Annotated in this window: 17 protein-coding genes; 7 read left to right on the top strand and 10 right to left on the bottom strand. The window is 38.1% G+C overall.

Going from position 1 to position 17,995, the window contains the following annotated elements; all coding sequences use genetic code 11:
• Positions 1 to 16: 16 nt before the first annotated feature.
• The 5 genes from LEPBI_RS05435 (at position 17) to LEPBI_RS05415 (ending at position 7,315) form a co-directional block, all read left to right on the top strand.
• Positions 17 to 1,450, top strand: a complete 1,434-nt coding sequence (locus tag LEPBI_RS05435) for a sodium:solute symporter (protein ID WP_012388110.1) — start codon at positions 17 to 19, stop codon at positions 1,448 to 1,450.
• Between the two features lie 198 nt (positions 1,451 to 1,648).
• Positions 1,649 to 2,833 (top strand): 2-isopropylmalate synthase LeuA2, encoded by a 1,185-nt coding sequence (gene leuA2 / locus LEPBI_RS05430; RefSeq protein ID WP_012388109.1) that lies wholly within the window; start codon positions 1,649 to 1,651, stop codon positions 2,831 to 2,833.
• Between the two features lie 104 nt (positions 2,834 to 2,937).
• On the top strand, positions 2,938 to 4,686 hold the full coding sequence (locus tag LEPBI_RS05425; protein ID WP_012388108.1) for an N-acyl-D-amino-acid deacylase family protein: 1,749 nt from the start codon (positions 2,938 to 2,940) through the stop codon (positions 4,684 to 4,686).
• A gap of 53 nt (positions 4,687 to 4,739) precedes the next feature.
• Positions 4,740 to 5,525, top strand: a complete 786-nt coding sequence (locus LEPBI_RS05420; RefSeq protein WP_012388107.1) for a DUF4349 domain-containing protein — start codon at positions 4,740 to 4,742, stop codon at positions 5,523 to 5,525.
• Positions 5,526 to 5,536: 11 nt separating this feature from the next.
• Positions 5,537 to 7,315, top strand: coding sequence for a TPM domain-containing protein (locus LEPBI_RS05415; RefSeq protein WP_012388106.1), 1,779 nt, complete (start codon positions 5,537 to 5,539; stop codon positions 7,313 to 7,315).
• A gap of 8 nt (positions 7,316 to 7,323) precedes the next feature.
• Here the strand turns inward: LEPBI_RS05415 and LEPBI_RS05410 are convergent, their stop codons facing one another.
• The 7 genes from LEPBI_RS05410 to LEPBI_RS05380 form a co-directional block, all read right to left on the bottom strand.
• Positions 7,324 to 7,890, bottom strand: coding sequence for a TetR/AcrR family transcriptional regulator (locus LEPBI_RS05410; RefSeq protein ID WP_041769976.1), 567 nt, complete (start codon positions 7,888 to 7,890; stop codon positions 7,324 to 7,326).
• Positions 7,891 to 7,903: 13 nt separating this feature from the next.
• Positions 7,904 to 8,992, bottom strand: coding sequence for an alkaline phosphatase D family protein (locus LEPBI_RS05405; protein WP_012388104.1), 1,089 nt, complete (start codon positions 8,990 to 8,992; stop codon positions 7,904 to 7,906).
• A 63-nt stretch (positions 8,993 to 9,055) separates the two neighbouring features.
• The gene (locus LEPBI_RS05400; RefSeq protein WP_012388103.1) at positions 9,056 to 9,559 is read right to left on the bottom strand and encodes a hypothetical protein; all 504 of its coding nucleotides are present in this window, start codon (positions 9,557 to 9,559) and stop codon (positions 9,056 to 9,058) included.
• Complete coding sequence (locus LEPBI_RS05395) at positions 9,556 to 10,047, bottom strand: hypothetical protein (protein WP_226992889.1); 492 nt, start codon at positions 10,045 to 10,047, stop codon at positions 9,556 to 9,558. The genes LEPBI_RS05400 and LEPBI_RS05395 overlap by 4 nt, the downstream gene beginning before the upstream one ends.
• Positions 10,048 to 10,086: 39 nt before the next feature.
• Entirely contained in the window at positions 10,087 to 10,620 is a 534-nt protein-coding gene (locus tag LEPBI_RS05390; RefSeq protein ID WP_012388101.1) for a hypothetical protein, read from the bottom strand.
• A gap of 56 nt (positions 10,621 to 10,676) precedes the next feature.
• Positions 10,677 to 11,303 (bottom strand): hypothetical protein, encoded by a 627-nt coding sequence (locus LEPBI_RS05385; RefSeq protein WP_226992888.1) that lies wholly within the window; start codon positions 11,301 to 11,303, stop codon positions 10,677 to 10,679.
• 71 nt (positions 11,304 to 11,374) lie between these two features.
• A complete protein-coding gene (locus tag LEPBI_RS05380; RefSeq protein WP_012476197.1) occupies positions 11,375 to 12,262 on the bottom strand; it encodes an Ig domain-containing protein in 888 nt (295 codons plus the stop codon).
• Between the two features lie 152 nt (positions 12,263 to 12,414).
• Here LEPBI_RS05380 and LEPBI_RS05375 point away from each other — a divergent pair, with 152 nt between their 5' ends.
• Complete coding sequence (locus tag LEPBI_RS05375) at positions 12,415 to 12,831, top strand: SRPBCC family protein (RefSeq protein ID WP_012388097.1); 417 nt, start codon at positions 12,415 to 12,417, stop codon at positions 12,829 to 12,831.
• Between the two features lie 12 nt (positions 12,832 to 12,843).
• Here LEPBI_RS05375 and LEPBI_RS05370 read toward each other — a convergent pair whose 3' ends face one another.
• From LEPBI_RS05370 to LEPBI_RS05360, 3 genes are all read right to left on the bottom strand, one after another.
• On the bottom strand, positions 12,844 to 13,980 hold the full coding sequence (locus LEPBI_RS05370; protein WP_012476196.1) for an MBL fold metallo-hydrolase: 1,137 nt from the start codon (positions 13,978 to 13,980) through the stop codon (positions 12,844 to 12,846).
• 120 nt (positions 13,981 to 14,100) lie between these two features.
• Complete coding sequence (locus LEPBI_RS05365; protein ID WP_012388095.1) at positions 14,101 to 15,690, bottom strand: hypothetical protein; 1,590 nt, start codon at positions 15,688 to 15,690, stop codon at positions 14,101 to 14,103.
• A gap of 60 nt (positions 15,691 to 15,750) precedes the next feature.
• A complete protein-coding gene (locus LEPBI_RS05360; protein ID WP_012476195.1) occupies positions 15,751 to 16,701 on the bottom strand; it encodes an MBL fold metallo-hydrolase in 951 nt (316 codons plus the stop codon).
• A gap of 142 nt (positions 16,702 to 16,843) precedes the next feature.
• Here LEPBI_RS05360 and LEPBI_RS05355 point away from each other — a divergent pair, with 142 nt between their 5' ends.
• Positions 16,844 to 17,971 carry a hypothetical protein gene (locus tag LEPBI_RS05355; RefSeq protein ID WP_012476194.1) on the top strand — a complete coding sequence of 376 codons (1,128 nt, stop codon included), beginning with the start codon at positions 16,844 to 16,846 and terminating at the stop codon, positions 17,969 to 17,971.
• Positions 17,972 to 17,995: the final 24 nt, after the last annotated feature.

Here is a 17,995-nt window from a genome sequence, read left to right as displayed (position 1 = left end):
AATGAAAAGGTAATTTATGATTTGGGATTTGATTGTTTTAGTGTTTTATTTTTTAGTAGTCTTTTATTTTGGTTTTCACTTTGCTAAAAAAAACCAAAAAGAAGAAGATTTTTATTTAGCCAAAAAAGAAATCCATTGGGTGTTTCTTTTATTATCTCTCGTTGCCACAGAAACTTCTAGTTTAACTTTTTTAAGTATTCCCTCTTTATCCTATAAAGGTGACTTTCGATTTTTAGAAATTGCAATGGGTTACATCATTGGAAGGACTATCGTTGCCTTGTATTTACTCCCCTCTTATTTTTCAGGAAATACCATATCAGTTTATGAATATGTGGGAAACCGTTTTGGAAAATCTCCTCAAAAAACATTATCTTTCGTTTTTACCATTTCTCGATTACTTGGTGACGGGATCCGTTTGTATGTGAGTTCTTTACCGATTGCCTTCCTTTTGGAACGAATGGGTTTTTCAATCTCACCAGAACTATTGGGTATCATCGCTCTTACTATTTTAAGCATTGTGACTATCATTTATTCAGTGTTTGGTGGATTTAGGGCGATTGTATTTACCGATGTACTCCAATGGATCATTTATATTTTTGGTGGGGTATTTGCTCTAGTTTTGATTCTTTCCCAATTGGGTGGCACAACTCTAATGGATACGTTACAAAAATTGGATTCAATAGGAAAGTGGAAAGTATTTGTTTTTGATTACAACCAAACAGGAGATAATAGCTATTTTATCCTCTTTGCTATCCTTGGAGGTGCCTTTATCTCCATTGGTTCCCATGGAACGGATTTGATGCTTGTCCAAAGAGTCATAGCTACAAAAAATTTACTCTCAGGCCAAAAGATTTTGATTGGAAGTGGTATCGTTGTTTTCTTTCAGTTTTTACTCTTTTTGTGCATCGGATCATTGCTGTATGTGTTTTATGATGGAAAATCCATACCAGCAGATAAGGTATTTAGCCATTTTATCATCAGTGAAGTCCCCTCACCCTTTCTTGGCATCCTCGTAGCTGCCATCCTTGCAAGTGCCATGTCCACACTCAGTTCCACCATCAATTCCCTTTCCCTCACGTGGGCAAGGGATTGGGATATGGACAAATGGTTTAGCCCAAGGGTATTATCCTTGTTTTTTGGTGTTTTATTGTTTTTTGCAAGCCTCATCCCCTACTTCCTTGTCGAGACTTGGGAAAAAGGGATTCTAGAAATGGGCCTCACCATCTTTTCTTATACCTTAGGTCCCTCGGTTGCGGTTTTTTTCCTCGCCAAAGGAAAACGGGACCTCCCCATCTCTGGTCGTGTTTTTTCCTTATTTTTTATCCTAAGCATCCTTATCACTCTTGCGATGGGAATTGGATGGAAACTATCCTTTACTCTCCTTGTCCCCATCGGGTTTGTAACCTTATACGGACTCGTGACCATTGCCCGATTGATAAAAAAAATTTGACAGAATGAGAGCTTTCCGATCGTCTAAAAAGTAACAATGAAATCATTCGCACACATTCAGCTTCTCCTCCTCCTCGAAATCTTATAATTCGAGGGAGAGAGTGCTATGTGACAAAGCCCACTCCCAACCGGGAAGTGGGCTTTTTTTATTTTGGTCCCCCGGTCGGAAGTGACAACTTTTTGCGGATACGGAGGAACCATGAAACCAAAAACCATTCACATCCAAGACGTCACCTTACGGGACGGAAACCAAGCGTTAAAACGACCATGGACCATCGATGAAAAAATCGAAGTCTTTGATTTGCTCGTCGAACTTAACGTGGATGGGATCGAAGTTGGATTCCCTTCTTCAAATGAAACCGAATTCCATACCTGCCAGGTTTTGTCCAAACGTGCTCCCAAAGGAAAACCAATTGCAGCATTATCGAGAGCCAATCAAAACGAAATCGCTGTGACTTGGGAAGCCATCCAAAAAGCAGATTGTCCTCGTATGCACATCGTTTACCCAGTCAGTGATTTTTCCATTAAACATGTGTTAAAGATTTCTGAAAAAGAGGTACTTCAAAAAATTCGGAATTCCATTTCCTTTGCTCGCTCCATTGTGGGACCTGGAATCGAAATCCAATTTTCAGGAGAACATTTTGGAGATGCCATTGAAAACTTTGCATTCACGAAAGAAGCATTTTTGACGGCCATTGAAGCTGGTGCCAACATCATCAATTTACCGAATACCGTGGAAAGGTATCGGCCGATGGTTTTTGTCAATATGGTCAAAGAAATCAAAGATGTCGTAAAAGACAAAGCCATCATATCAATTCACACTCATAATGATTTGGGTATGGCAACGGCGACTTCAGTTGAATCCGTCTATGTGGGTGCAGAACAAATCGAAGTGGCCTTAAATGGTCTTGGTGAGAGAGCTGGAAATACCAATTTATATGAAACGGCAATCGCCTTACACCAGAATGGCGAAAATTTGAATATCAACTTCCAAAGAATTTATCCTACTGCAAAACGAATCTCCGAATTAACAGGAATTCCGATCGGAGAAAAAACACCGATCATCGGAGAGGATATCTTTTCACATAGATCTGGGATCCATCAAGATGGTGTGACAAAAACCCTACACCAATCAAAAGGTGCGTATCGGACCTTTTCACCTGAATTTGTTGGCCGAATGGACAAAGAAACGATTTCGTTCACCAATCAATCAGGACACAAAGCGATAGAGTTTTTATTACACCAAAGAGGGATCCAAGTTTCAAAAGAAGGAATTCACCATTTGTTCTCTTTGGCCAAATCGATCTCATCTCGTGAAAACAATCGAGAAATCACCGAAGCAGAGTTAGTGGCACTTAGCCAATCTTTACTCACCTATCAGTGAACAAAGAAGGCTTTTGTCCAGAGAAACTTAAGGCAAATGATCGGGAATCGTTGACAAATCTTTGTCAATCTGCCATAATTTCGTTTGGTTTTTCTGGAGGTATCATGGCAGAGACTCTTATCAAACAAGCACGTATCTTTGATGGCAGCACAAATCCATCATTCATTGGGGATGTGCGGATTAAAAACGGAATCGTAGATACGATTTCAAAGACTGAATTGATTCCAAACCCAGGGGAAACAGTCATTGATGCAAAAGGCCAATGGCTTACTCCCGGTTTTATTGATTTCCACACTCATTATGATGCTGAAATTGAAGTGGCTCCGGATCTTTCGGAATCGGTAAGGCATGGCGTCACAACCATTTCTCTAGGGAGCTGTTCGCTTAGCTTGGCGTTAGGTGATCCAACTGATCTTGCCGATATGTTTAGCCGTGTTGAAGCCATACCTAGAAAAAACGTATTATCCATTTTAGAGAGTAAAAAAAACTGGAACTCTGCCGTTGATTATAAAAAACACTTAAACTCTCTTCCGCTTGGTCCCAATGTCACCTCCTTTGCAGGTCACTCCGCAATTCGAGCTCATGTGATGGGACTGGAACGATCTTTAACCAAAGGAGAAAAACCAACCAAACAAGAGTTAAACCAAATGAACCAACACCTGGAAGAAGCATTGGATGCCGGTTTTATGGGACTTTCTATCAATACATTGGTTTGGGATAAAATGGATGGATCTCGGTTTCGATCAAGGCCTCTTCCCTCTACTTTTGCCAATTGGAGTGAATATCAATTTTTAAATCGAACTCTTAGGAAACGCGGAAAAATTTTCCAAGGTGTTCCAAATGTTTCGACTAAAATCAATGTTTTAATGTTTCTAAAGGAAGCATTTGGGATTTTTAGAAAACCATTGAAGACAACCATTATATCATTAATGGATGTTAAATTTGATCCAGGATTGTATAAACTTTTGGGAGTGATCGGTCGTATCACCAATACTATTTTTAGATCTGATTTCAGGTTCCAAGCCCTGCCTGAACCATTTGATTTGTATGCAGATGGTATGGACGTGGTTGTGTTTGAAGAATTTGCTGCAGGTGCCAAAGCAAATCACATTGAAGACGAATTGGAACGTAAACAATTGATGAAAGATCCAAAGTATCGCTCTTGGTTCAAAAGGCAATGGACAAATTGGTTCCTCCCACGAGTGTTCCATAGAAATTTTAGAGAAACAAAAATTGTGGATGCTCCTGATAAATCACTCATCGGCAAATCGATCGATGAAGTAGCTAAAGAGAGAGGAGTCCACTCAGTCACTGCCTTTTTGGATTTGGTGGCAGAACATGGAAACGATGTTAGATGGTATACTGTGATGGCAAACCATAGAAAGGAACCATTACAAAAAATAGTTTCTTACCCAGATATCCTCATCGGATTTTCGGATGCAGGTGCCCATTTACGAGGAATGGCACATTATAACTTTCCTCTTCGTATGTTAAAACTTGTTCGCGATGCTGAACTTGAAAACAAACCATTTATGACTATGGAAAAAGCAGTCCATAGGCTCACAGGCGAAATTGGGGATTGGTTTGGCATCGATGCAGGTTATATTAAAGAAGGAAAACGTGCTGATCTTGTTCTCATTGATCCAAACAAACTAGATGAATCTCTTGCAAAGGACGTGGAAGCTCCTATGCCTTTTATGGAGGACTTCAAACGTTGGGTTCGTCGAAATGATGACACCATCAAAAAAGTATTCATCAACGGGAAATTGGCTGTGGATGGAGGAAAACCTGTTTCAAATTTGGGTAAAGAATCCGGTTATGGCCGCTTTTTAGAATCTCAAATCGGAGTCTAAAAAAGGTTTGAAGTTGGGTACGGTTTCGAATAGATTCAGTATCCAACCAAACCATGAAGACAAAGTCAATTTTTTTCATTCCACCTTTCCTCATCACCTTACTGCTTTTTACAATCCAATGTTCGAGTTCCAAGTCTATGGAACGGGAATCCGCCGTCTCGAATCGGTATGACGATTTTGAAGGAGCGAAACAGTCTGCGGGAGTCACTCCATCCCCAAAATCAGAATCAAAACCAAAAGAAACCAAATCCCAACCTAGGATGATGGTGTATACCGTTGTTGTGAATTTACAATCCAAAGAAGTGGAACCCAAAGTCACTGAGATCATCAAACTCGCAGAATCCTTTGGAGGTTTTGCTTTACAATACAGTTCTCAAGGGACCATACAATTGAAGATCCCCCAAGAAAATCTAAAACGATTTTTACTCACCTTAAAAAAAGAATCCCATAACTACTCAGAAGACGTATCCGCAAAAGACGTGACGGAAGATTACTTGGACACCGAGATTCGTTTGGAAAACGCACAAAAGATGCGCACCCGGCTTTTGGAAATATTAAAATCAGCGAAAACTTTGGAAGAGACATTAAAGGTTGAGGCAGAACTAAGCAAAATTTCCGAATCCATAGAACGATGGGAAGGAAAACTAAAGTATCTTTCTTCTGCTGTCCAACTATCCACTGTAACCGTACATGTTCGGCAAAAATGGGAACCTGTTGTACAAAAGGATTACAAACCAGGACCACTTGGATATCCTTTTTATTATTTGTACTTGGGACTTGGGAAAGTAAAAGATGGAATCATTTGGTTGTTTGTTCAGGAAATTCCAAAAGAAACCTAACGAACGTTTGTATGAAGTTATATGTTGTCTGTTTAGCATTTCTCCATATATTATATTGCCAACGAACCAAGGACCCATATCCAGAACTTACGGGTCCTGTGATCGACCCGAGTGTTTACCTTCCTTTGGAGGTAAAATCCAAACTAGAAACGATGCTTCTCGAAGCAGAAAAGGCCACGACCAATCAAGTCGTAGTTTTCATCACAAAAAAATTAAACGAAGATACAATAGAAAAGGAAGCGATTGCCGTATTTGAAAAATGGAAACTAGGTCAAAAAGACAAAGACAATGGAATTTTATTCCTACTAGCTCCAAATGAAAGGAAAGTAAGGATCGAAGTCGGTTATGGATTGGAATCGGTTCTTACCGATCTAGTCGCCAAACGAATCATAGACGAAATAGTCATTCCCAATATCAAATCAGGGAATCCTTCACTAGCAATGTTGAATGGAACACGTGCCATTTTAGAGCACCTCCACTCCGGTTCCCCGAATCTCACCAATCAAAATTGTCCAAATTCCTTTAGTGATACAAATGGTGATTTGCACCCCGATACGATTCCATTTCTTCAAAGAGAAATCAAAAGCTTAAAATCGGTGGATTTTTACTTTTGTATCTTACCTTTGGATACTCAATTTGGAGTGGAAGCAGCAACAAACAAATTATACCTACACCGACAAAAGTCTAGTTCCAATACAAAATCGATCGTGTTTGTTACTTCACCCAATTCTGATTATCTAGGATCGATCGTCACAAGCCCCGAATTCAATTGGTCTCTGAGTCAAAACAAAATCAGAACTATTTTTAGAAATCGATATCAGGAAAGACATAGTGGTGATTTTACCAATTTTACTTACCGTGCTTTTTTAGATATGTTAGATCATATCAAACACAACCAAAAGTTTGAATTGGAAAAAGGCACAGGAATCTTTGATCCCTATGGCGCTTTGGAAACTTTCTCTTTTACCAGAACAAATGAAACGATTCAAAAACTAGAAAATAAATATAAAGTTGGCATTCAGATCCTACTTCTAGATACAAAGTATGACCTTTCCGACGAAGCAAAAAATTTCCATAACCTTAACTTTGGTAAATCACCAGGAATTACCTTACTCTTTTCGTTGAACCAAAAAAAAATCTTTGTGTTTACGGATGAATATTCAATCATCCAAGGCCCCGATGGAAATAGCCCCAAAACAATCATAAACCATACTTTGAACGAGATGGTGAATTCGGCGATCGCTTCTGATTTCAAATCCGCAGATATTGATTGGATGAGCATCCGAAGTGCGGAGGGAATCGATTCCTATCTCAATCATTTGCAAGATCAGAAATCTTTAGTGGAAAGCCGAGTCACAGAAGCAACAATTAAGAGTGGATCTAATGAATATAAAATGGCAGAAGCTCATTTCATATTCAACTTGATATTTGCACTTATGTTTTTTGTCACCTGGGTTGGTTTGGCTTCAGGTGAAGGGATCCTATTCTTTTATGGTTTGTTTTATATAATTGGTCAAATTGTAAGAGGGAAACTATTGCTTATCCCTGATTCACCTAACCTATACCAGATGATACTTCTGTTTGCATCCGCAATCTTAAGTTATCTCTTCGTTACATTCTTTCGAAAAATTGGTTGGGCAAACAAAGTTAGTACAAGCACACAAGATTTTTTCACTCCATCTTCCTCTAGTTCTGGTTCTAACTCCGGTTCTAGTTACCGATCTTCAAGTAGCTCCTATTCAGGAGGAGGGGGAAGGTCAGGAGGTGGAGGTGCGAGCGGTAGTTGGTAAACGAATTTTTAGGCTTTGATCAATCTTTGTGCGGAATGGATCATTTGAGATTTCATACGTTCAATCACTTTACGATCTTTGGTTAAAGCATACAAACGTAAACCGCCCAAGTAACTCATATACAATTCATAACTCAGTGATTTGACAAGATCAGAACGAAGGTTAGGTTCGAACTTTAAAATACAAAATTCAACCGTTTCTAATACGTGTTGTACAGCTCGATTTCTATACGTATCAAATTGGTTTAAGTGTGAAATCTCACCTGAGAACAAAGCTATGGGACAATCTTTCCGAGAAGTATTCCTTTGGTTCCGTACGATAAAATTAACCCATTTTTCGATAAAATCAGATAGGTCATTCGCTTTTCCAAGAACCTTAAGCATCACGATACGTTGTTGTTCCGATAAATAATTTAAATACTCAAATCCAATATCATCTTTGGATTTAAAATGATCATAAAGGGTTTTTTTATAAGCACCTGCTCGTTCTAAAATTTCGGCAATGCCGGTCGCCTGGAAACCTTTTTCCCTAAACAATGCAAATGAACTTTCTAAAATCTTTTCTTTTGGTTTCAAACTCAAAACTCTCCTATTCGATTCCCTTTGATTGATTGGAAACTGTTTCTTGGGAAGGGTCATATTCCAAAACAGAATTCCCTTCTTTATCATGAATGGTAGATTTCCAATGTAATTTCCCATCGTTCCAAAATATTTGGAGGATTCCAAAATTTTCATTTTTGTAGGCCTTACCTAACTTTAACTCAGAATCATATTCTAAAGGCAACCAAGGAAGTGGCAAATTAAAGGAACTCGATGTGATTTCAACTAACCTTGGATGATTCATATTTTTATATTCATGAATTTCAGCAAGATGGCGATCCCCAGAAAGAATCACCATATCCTTCGTATTTGCTTTGTATAATGATTGAATCAATTTTTCTCTTTCATTTGGCAAATTATTCCATTTCTCAAATGGTTGTTCTGTCGGTAACACCTGGATACTGGAAACAAAGACCAGCAAGTCAGAAGGTTTGGACAACTCTTCTTCTAACCAAATCCACTGTTCATCACCAAGAAGGTTTTGGTTCGTTTCATTTGATGGTTTATAATGGCTTTTGCCAGTGAAGTAAGAAAGAAAACTCCTCTGCAAAGGGGAACGAAAATAGCGTGTATCAGGTACAACAATGTGTATCTTTTTTCCATGAAATAAAACCCAATATGAATAAAATACTCCTTCCTTGTTTTTGGTTCCGAAGGTAATTTTTTTGGGCATGCGTGGTTTCACATAAGATAAAAATAGATTTCGGGATTTCACTTTGTCTGGATATTCACCACCACTATCATTCAAACCGTAGTCATGGTCATCCCAAGTGAATAATAATTGAGTGTTCTTTTGTATAGATTTCCATTCTTTCCGATTGAATTGTTTTTCAAATGCAGGAATTTTTTCATCCGCAATCAAACTATCCGCATATACAATGTCTCCAAGTAAAATCAGATACTCTAATTTTTTTCCAAGGATTGTGTTTAAGATGGGACTTTCTTTATCCTGGTGTAAACAGGAACCAAATCCAATCGAAAGCGAATTTGAATCTTTAGCAAAAATTGGTTTTTGACTTATGAAAATCAAAAACACAAAAATAGGAAATAGGATTTGGCTTTTTGTTATCATCTGCAATATAAGGATTGGATTCCTAACATTGAGTTTGTTTTTTTTTCTTTTGTCGTCAATCGTAAATCCTCATCTCCCATACCGATAATATCCAGGGTTTCGAAATCCAGAAGAAGGTGTTCTAAAATATGGTGGGCCATACTCATTTCTTACTGGCCGATAATCTTTATAACTTAATTTCCGAAAGAAAGAACCTCGGTATAAAATAAAATTTTGGTAATATGTTTCATTCACAAAAGGAGAGTATACGATTCCTGTCATCTGCCATTCAAATTGTGCTGTGTCACCTGACACCGTTACTTCCGTCTCTTTGTACATCATCGTAGCAGAACGAATATCCCCAACAACACAAGGTTCCAATCGGCTCGGTAAGGGACCTTCCATAAGCACCAAACATTCTGAATTGTATCCATATTTATTTGCAAAACTTACATTTGAAAATCTGTGAGGTCTTGCGGGTTCCGACAATGTTTCATAATTATGGTTGGTTTGGCGGCCAATACAAGACCAACATACAATCAAAATGATGAATAGTAACAAAACCATGCGAAATGGAATGGCCGGTCGTTTCATTTGGAATACTGAATGGTAGGAATCTTACGGTTTTGATTTCTAGATTCTTGCATCGATTGTCGGAGGATATTCTCCTTCAATGCACGATTGTGAAAGGGACCCCTTCCAAGTGTCACGTCTTGGTAAAACTCTAAATTAGAATGGCCCTCATAGACATAACTCGGAACATACCAAACGTGAATTCGTCCTTCTACTCTGACAAAACTTTCATATCGAAAACCACGCACATCACCATAATAACAAGGTTCGACTCGTGGAAAGGGAAAGTAAGAATTGGGTAAAATCAAACATTCAAAACTGTATCCAAGGGAAACTTGCCGTTGTCGGTAATCATTTCTCTTTCGTTTGATTGAATCATCGACATAACCCAAAAAAACCATCCGGTCAAAACTTGTACAGGAAACAAAGAAAAGGAACATACAGACGATCCACCTCATGAGTCGAGTGTAACCTCCTAACGGTGGGAAAGCGATGGTAGGTTTCCGCAATTGCGGAAACTACCTAAAGAGAGTGTGAGTGAAACAACTTTAGAGCTTACGAAAATTGATCCGATAAGGTGTGACAGTGGAGGTCACAGACCGACCTTGGCAGTCGTATAAATTGGGATCCACAATACCTGAGGCTTGTAATGTATAGGTGGTCCCGACAGTTAACGTCACATTCGCCATACCAGGTGTGACCGATGAGTGGAGTTCCGAACTCCCCTCTTTTAAGGAGATATGAAAGTCAAAATAACTGGACTGACACCTTGACGAAGAAAGGGTTTGTTTTCCAGCGGTTGCGCTGATTTGGTATGTACCTGTCGTCGAAACTTGTAATGATCCATTCAAAAGTTCGGTGCTACAAACAGATCCTCCCCCTTCTCCTACGACAACGGGTGCATTCACATTTTGTGTTGTGAGAAATTGGCATGGCGGAACAGACAATACACCCAGTAACAGTGCATCCGTGAGTGGATCACCTGTGATGTTGGTCCCAGGAATGATTCCTTTTTCTTCATCAGGAGAACATTGTACAAGAAGTACAAATAACAGGGGGAAAAGGAAATGAATCTTACGCATACTTTACCTACTTATGATTGTCATAGGTAGGTAAAAAATGTATGTGTTTGGTTCTATTATGGTTTCAGAATTTTGAAATTTTTTCGAATCTGATCCATCATTTGTATTTTTTCTTGGCTCATTTTGTCGGTACTTTCTGGCGAATCTTGGAAGATGAGGATGCGAGAACCTTCTTTGGTCGGGATGAAATAAATTTCGTAAACTAAGTCCACTCCTGCCAGTTTCACGAATAATTTTTTACCAGAATAGGAAACGTTTCCAAACCGATCATTCGTTTCCAAGATTTGTGTATTTTCTTTTCCCATCCTTTCTGAAAAAGAATCCACATAGTCCTCCATGGTAATCGGCTCTGGCAAAACAAAATACATGATTTTGAAATCGTTTCCCGAAAGAACCCAAGTTTTCTCTGAATCTGATTGGATGTCTGCTTCCCATGTAAAAGAAGCAAAGTAAACAAATTGGATTCCACCATATGAAAATTCCTTCCATTTGCCCGCTTTCAGAAGGAGATTTAAATTTTGAAAACTTCCATTTATTTTTTTGGGAACGTCTGCTGTTAGGTCATATTCTTTTCCATTGATTTCGATTGTATATTGAACTTGAGGTTCTTTACTTTCATCAATCGCAAAGATTGGTAAAACAAATAGACCGAAAGAAACGATTAAAATTCCAAAATACTTCACTCTGTGACCACCTGACAATCACATGGTTTCGGATGGGATTTGATTTGTAAACAGAGGTTTTGTGGTTTCCTTTAGAATCCGCATTGAGGATCCGTGATACACGCCATTTGGTTCGTAAAACATTGGCTACTATTGAAACAAGTATATGGGGAAGGAACATTACAAGTCGAAGTGGCAGAAATGGCCCTACATGTTCTGTTCGTTTTTTCTTCTGGTGTGAGAACCATTAATTTTAGAGGAGATGTGATTTTGACCAATGGCTTTTGATCTAACTGTGCCGTAACAGTAAAAACCAAAAATTCATTCTTCGTCGTTACCGTAGGAATCCCCGATACGACACCTGTTGACTCGTCAAAAACAAGTCCATTGGGAAGAATCGGATTGATGCTAAATGAGATCGTTCCCAAAGAACGTAATGTTTGCAAGTATGGATGCGACTCTAGAGGTCCGAAGAGAGAGACAGGTTGGTTTTGTTCTAACAAATAAGATGAAGGAGAATACCGAAAGGATCCGAGACAAGGGATGTAATGTATTTTACGGCCAACGTTTGGAGTTACCAATTCCACTTCAATTTTCTTTGCAGGACAGAACCTAAGATAACCCGTGATCTGTTCTTCCGAAGTTTCAAAAAATGTGACCAACTTAGTGGCACTCTCTCCAAATACATCGGACTTGGAAAGAGCATCTAAATTTTTTCCTGTCATCACAAAACTTGTATTTTCGATCAAAATGTCCGGAGTGAAGGAATAGATCTGATATAGACTGGTTCGTCCTTCATCTGGAATCTCCTCTGCTCCTACGTTCAATTCTTTTGTTTGGTCAGTTTCGAGTAGGACCAAACTTGCGATCCAATGGGAAAGAGACTGAGTGTTTGGTTTTGAACATTCCACCAAACAAAAGAGGAACAAACATACGAAACTTACATTGAAATAACAGAATGTAGGAATTTTTTTTTGCATTGGGTACACCACCTATCAAAGGAGAGGGGTATACTTTATTAAGTTTTGGTTTTAAAAAACTTGTTTCGCAAAGGGAGGCTTTCCATTCCTTTCTGATGAAAGGACAAATTATCGTTGACTCATTTGGAAAAACCTTCATTCAATTTTAATTTATGCAAAATAGTATTGAAATTCATGCACTTGTTGCATCCGACACTAAAAAAGTATGGGACTATTATACAAATCCAATTCACATTACAAAATGGAATTTTGCAGATCCTTCTTGGCATTGTCCTTCCGCAAAGGTAAATTTAACAAAAGGTGGGACTTACCTTGCGCGAATGGAAGCAAAAGATGGAAGTTTTGGATTTGATTTCGAAGCAATCTTTGACGAGATCAAAGAATTTCAATTTTTCTCATATACCATGACTGACCAAAGGAAAGTGACAGTTACCTTCCTCGACAATCAATCAAACACAGAAGTCATAGTCAAATTTGAACCTGAAAATGAAAATCCAATCGAGATGCAAAAGGATGGTTGGCAGTCCATTTTAAATAATTTCAAACAGTACGTCGAAACACATTCTTAAATACAGCGAACATTAATTTTGTTCGATGTATTTTTTCCACCAACGTTCCAAGAGATTTGGATTTTTTAGTTTGACCAATTGTCCGAATTTTGGTGTCAACAAATTGATGTTATGTTTTTTGGCTTCTCTTTCAATGTTTTCGGCAGGCTCATACCAGCTATGTAAGGATAAATTAAACATTCCCCAATGCACAGGAACCAATGCTTTCCCTTTTAAATCTAAGTGGGCCTTTGCGGTTTGTTCAGGCAAAACATGAACGGCTTCCCACATGGGATTGTATTGCCCATTTTCGATAAAAGTTAGGTCAAAAGGTCCATACGTTTCCCCGATTTGTTTGAAATGAATATCATAACCTGAGTCCCCACTAAAGTAAAATCGTTCCTTTTGTCCGAGAATGGTCCAGGAAGACCAAAGAGTTTTATTTCCATTCATCCCACGTCTCCCAGAAAAATGTTGCGCAGGAGTACAAACGATTTGAATTTTTCCCAAATCCAGCTTTTCCCACCAATCAAGTTCCGTTAGGCGATCCTCAGAAACACCCCACTCCTTTATATGAGATGTGACTCCAAGTGGTGTGATGAAACGTGTTTGTTTTGATTTGAAAAATTCAATTGTTTCCATATCCAAGTGATCATAATGGTCATGCGAAATGATGATGTAATCTACTTTTGGTATTTCTTCTAACTTGACCACTGCATCTTGAAAACGTTTGACCATAAAACTAAATGGAGCAGCGGATTCCGAAAAAACTGGATCAAAAAATAAAATGGTGCCTTCGATATTCACAAGGAAAGTGGAATGGCCAAACCAAATGAATTTAATGCTTTCGTCCGGTTCCAAAAATTCCTTAAAGTTTGGTTTTTCTTCCGGTAATTTCGCGGAAGGTTTTTGGTTTTTGTCACCACCAAACATAAACTTAACGAAAAGGGAAAAAAAGTTTTGTCCTTCCCTCATCTTCTCTAAAATATCGGGTCTGCGGTTGACAAATTGTTCGCGAGTTGGATCAAAATGGGATGACTTTTGGATTTTTTCTTTATGGGCACCTTCAGGGTCTTTCCCAAATGCCTTACAGTGAACAAAGGTTAACGTTAAAATGAAACCAAAACAAATTGAGACGAGAGCGGAAGGCAAAGTATTTTTTCCTGACATATGATCTTTCTTTAGACAATTTGCCGATGGAAAATCAATTCCCGAAAGTTCAATATCCAATTGTTTTTTATTTTTCTTTTGCCTATTCCTACCAAAATCCTGATTTTTATCTCGGAAACTTCACTTTTTTTCTTCCTTTACTTTGATTCCGTAAAAACCTTCTTTTCTACCGAACCAATACAAACGCTCCATCTTGTCTTCTGTCATCATCCGTTTCTGAAACGTTTCCGAATAAAAATCCCATTCCGTGATCCCTTGGTAATCTTTTGGCCATTCCTTTTTTCTCATATATGGATGGTCTTTTTTAGGGAAATTGGATTTGTGGTAGGCCCATTCTAATACATGAAACAATTCATGGTAAATAAAAATGGGATGGTTGGCATGGTTTCCTGAAGAGATATTTTTATTGGAATCAGAAAGGATGGTCAATCGTATTTCAGGATCAGACACTGTTCCATAATTCCACTCTGTCCCACCTCCATTTGTGATGAGAACACCTTCTGGTTGTTTTGTGCCAGGCCAGACCACAATCACACCATCACTGGCTTTGATCTGGTGAAGGACATCTTCTGAAAGGGGTGGTTGGATGGATTCAATGGAAGGTTGCATCACATAACGAAAGGATTCATCACTGAAATTGGTAGTTTTGATTTCGGAATCGGTCCGAATCACTTCGTAATCCCAATGGATTCCATTCGATACTTCTTCAAATGAATCTCTAAAATAAATAAAACTGAGTAATAAATCGGAAACAGCTTTTTCTGATACATCTTCATCAATGTTTTGGTATGGTTTTAATTTTGAAGGGAGTGGATCCAAAAGACGAGTCCTTGGGATCACAATAAAAACCATTTTCAATTTACGGCGAGGTTCTTCTTTTAGTTTTTTGGTTCGGAACTTAAGTGCTTTGTATTTGATGAGGAGTTGGTCTCTTAAAAAATTCCAATAGGATGACACATGAGTATCCATGTCAGGATATAACATAGAAATGGTGTCAAAAGCAAAATTATATTTCCCTTGCTTTACATATTCATCTGCTAGTAACGAAGTATTCCATGATATGGAGGGAATGAGTGGATTCGAAATTTTTTCTTTAAATAAATTCTTCTGAAACAATTCATGCCACCTTTCTCTTTCACTAAGCGAGATATCGGTATCATAAAATAGTTCACCCACATTATAACCAGTATTCATCGCTTCGGGTGTTCCAGATAATTGAGTAAGTCCAGCAAATAGGATGTCTCTCGCGTTCTTTCGATCATTTAACTTGATATAGGCGATTGTTAATGTATTGATTAATAATCCATAATTTCCATTCCCAATTTTTTCGCGAGATTTTGGAAGAACTTTGGGAATGAGAGATACCATCTCCATATACCTTGCGTCATGATTCAAACACCAGATTGCCGTGGTAAAACTCGAAGACTCCTCTTCTGGGACTAATTGGGCATGTTCTTTGGCACTCTGAAAACATTCCTCCGGCCACTTCCCCTTCTTAGTTGCTAATTGGGATGATGAACTGAGCCTAAGCCACCACCCAAAACTATCCTTTGGATCGGATTTGATGATTGCTTCGGAAAGCTGAAACGCAGATTGGTAATCTTGTTTTTTTAATAAATTGTCTGCTTTTTTCCAATTGGTTTGGTCCACAGCTTCCAAAGTAATAAAAGGTAAGAAAACAAATAATACAAAGAATCTGATCAAAAACATAGGCTGACCTCAATTAAAACCAGGAATTAACATCTTAGGTTTTTTAAAAGAATCAATAGATTATTTTAGATCTATCGAAACGATTCGTTCTTGATGCCCTGGGTAAATGTACTTAGGTTTGTAGGAACTTGCGATGAATTTTAATCCATCCAAACTTTTGCGATTTGATTCTGAGTCTGCAGTGAATGAGCCTGGGATCACATTTTGTAACCAACCAAAACGTGTGTGGCATGTATCACCAAGTAACAAATGACCTCCTTCTTTTGAAGGGATCAAAAATGCTAAGCTACCAGGAGTATGGCCTGGAACAGAAATGACAAAAAAACTTTGATCACCAAAAAAATCTAAAACAGAAACTTGATATTGATTTTTACCAAAATCAAGTTGGATTAAATTTGGATTCTCACCCAAAAGACGATTCGTTGAACCTTGCACAAATAAATTAATAAATTGTTTATTGGATACTTCATTGGGACCAACATAAAAAGGAACCGACCTTTCTACTTCATACGCCCCCATCACATGATCTAAATGTAAATGTGTATAAAAAATTCCTTTTAAAGAAATCTTATTTTTGGTCAAAAAATTCTTTGTTGTTTCATATATTTTTAATTTATCAAAATTCATTTGCGATGCAACAATCGAACTGACAAGGAGATGGTCTTTTCCTTTTGTAAAACTTTCCCCGATACCTGAATCTATCAGAAAGGCCCCAAACTTCGGATGTTTGATCAAATAAAAGTAGATGGAGATGGGTTCCGGTCTGTCAGTTAAATTGGCGAGTTTTGCATTTGGGTCGTTTAAATTGAGTAATCCCGCAAGTGGCACTTCCCAATCGGCAGCTTTGATCACCTGAAACTCTACCATTATTTGGGTTTTGATAGGACGAGCGATTGGTTCTAAGGACGATTCGATTGGTAATGTTTTATGGTCATGGGAACTGACTTGGCATGCAATGGGAATGAAGGAAACAAAGAGGACAAAAATAAATGAAAAAATTGAAACTGCCATAAAAATACTCACCTACCTCAGGAAACTCGATTCCAACTCATTGGTAAAAAACTGTCTCTAAAAAAAAATCCCATTTCTCTATTTTAGATCATAAATTCCTACAAAGACTTGCTTTTAAATAGTAACTAGCAAGTGTTTGTCTATGTTCTATCGTCACATTCTAATATTCATTTTGATTTTCTCTTCTACAATTCTCCAAGCGCAAGAAGATTCTGATGAAATTGGCGCAGATCCTCAAGTGAAAAATTCAAAAGTTGTTGGAACAAGCGGAGATCGTTATGGACTCTTCAATTTACGAAAAAAAAACGGACCTGCTTACATCTCGTTATATCCTGGTTTGACTTATGGATTTTCGGAGATGCTCATCAAATCAAGGTTAGGCAAAGCCGATATGGCCGCTGACCTTGGTTTGGCTCAGAATGTGGATTATCTTTTTGATTTAAAGTCGATTGATTTCCAAATTTCCGAAAATTTTGGATTCACCATCCTTGGTAGAACCAAACCATTTGTTATTTCCAGACAACGATACGAAGGAGACTTATCTTTTTTTGAATCGAGCTCTTCTTCCAGCTCCGGTTCTTCTTCTGGTTCTAGCAGTGGTGGTTCAGGATCATCTGGTTCTAGTTCTACGGAAACAGAAATCATAAACGATGACATTGGTACAAAAATTTCAGGGAATTACTCCTTTGTGGCTCCCGCATTTTATTTTGGAAAGGAAGGAATCGATCACGCTCGGCTTGGATTCGGTGCTGGTATGGGACAAATTCGATTTTCAGGGAATACCTATTTCCAAAATACATTTTTAGATGTATTGCCACTTTCCTTCGGAGGACAACCCGGTGGATTTGATAATTATGCGAATATCGTAGGAAGAATATCGCTCTTAAACCAACAAGACATTTCAACTGATCCAGTGAGTTCGATACTCATGGCAAACTTAGGACAAGGTGATAATTTACAAAACCTCGGAATCTACTTAGCCGCAAAAGGTGATATCGATTTTAAGAATGTAAACCCATCACAACTTTTTTTCTCAGCATTGATGTTTCGTGACGCCACTCCTCTTGAATTATTAACCATTTCTTCCATTAACCGAGGGACGGTTTCTGCAAAACAAGTTTATTTTGTTCCAGTCGTATTGTATGCTGAAATTCCAACCAACTTTATCAACTATCGCTTAACGTTCATGACTACTTCCTTTAAAGCAGGGAACATTCATTATAATTTCAATAGTCTTGAAATTGCCGCATACATTCCCATCGATATTTAGAAATTTTTTGATGAATACCCATTC

It is taken from the genome of Leptospira biflexa serovar Patoc strain 'Patoc 1 (Paris)', from assembly GCF_000017685.1.
Taxonomy (GTDB): Bacteria; Spirochaetota; Leptospiria; order Leptospirales; family Leptospiraceae; genus Leptospira_A; species Leptospira_A biflexa.
Note: the sequence above shows the minus strand (reverse complement) of the source record. Positions and strands in the feature narration are given on the sequence as shown.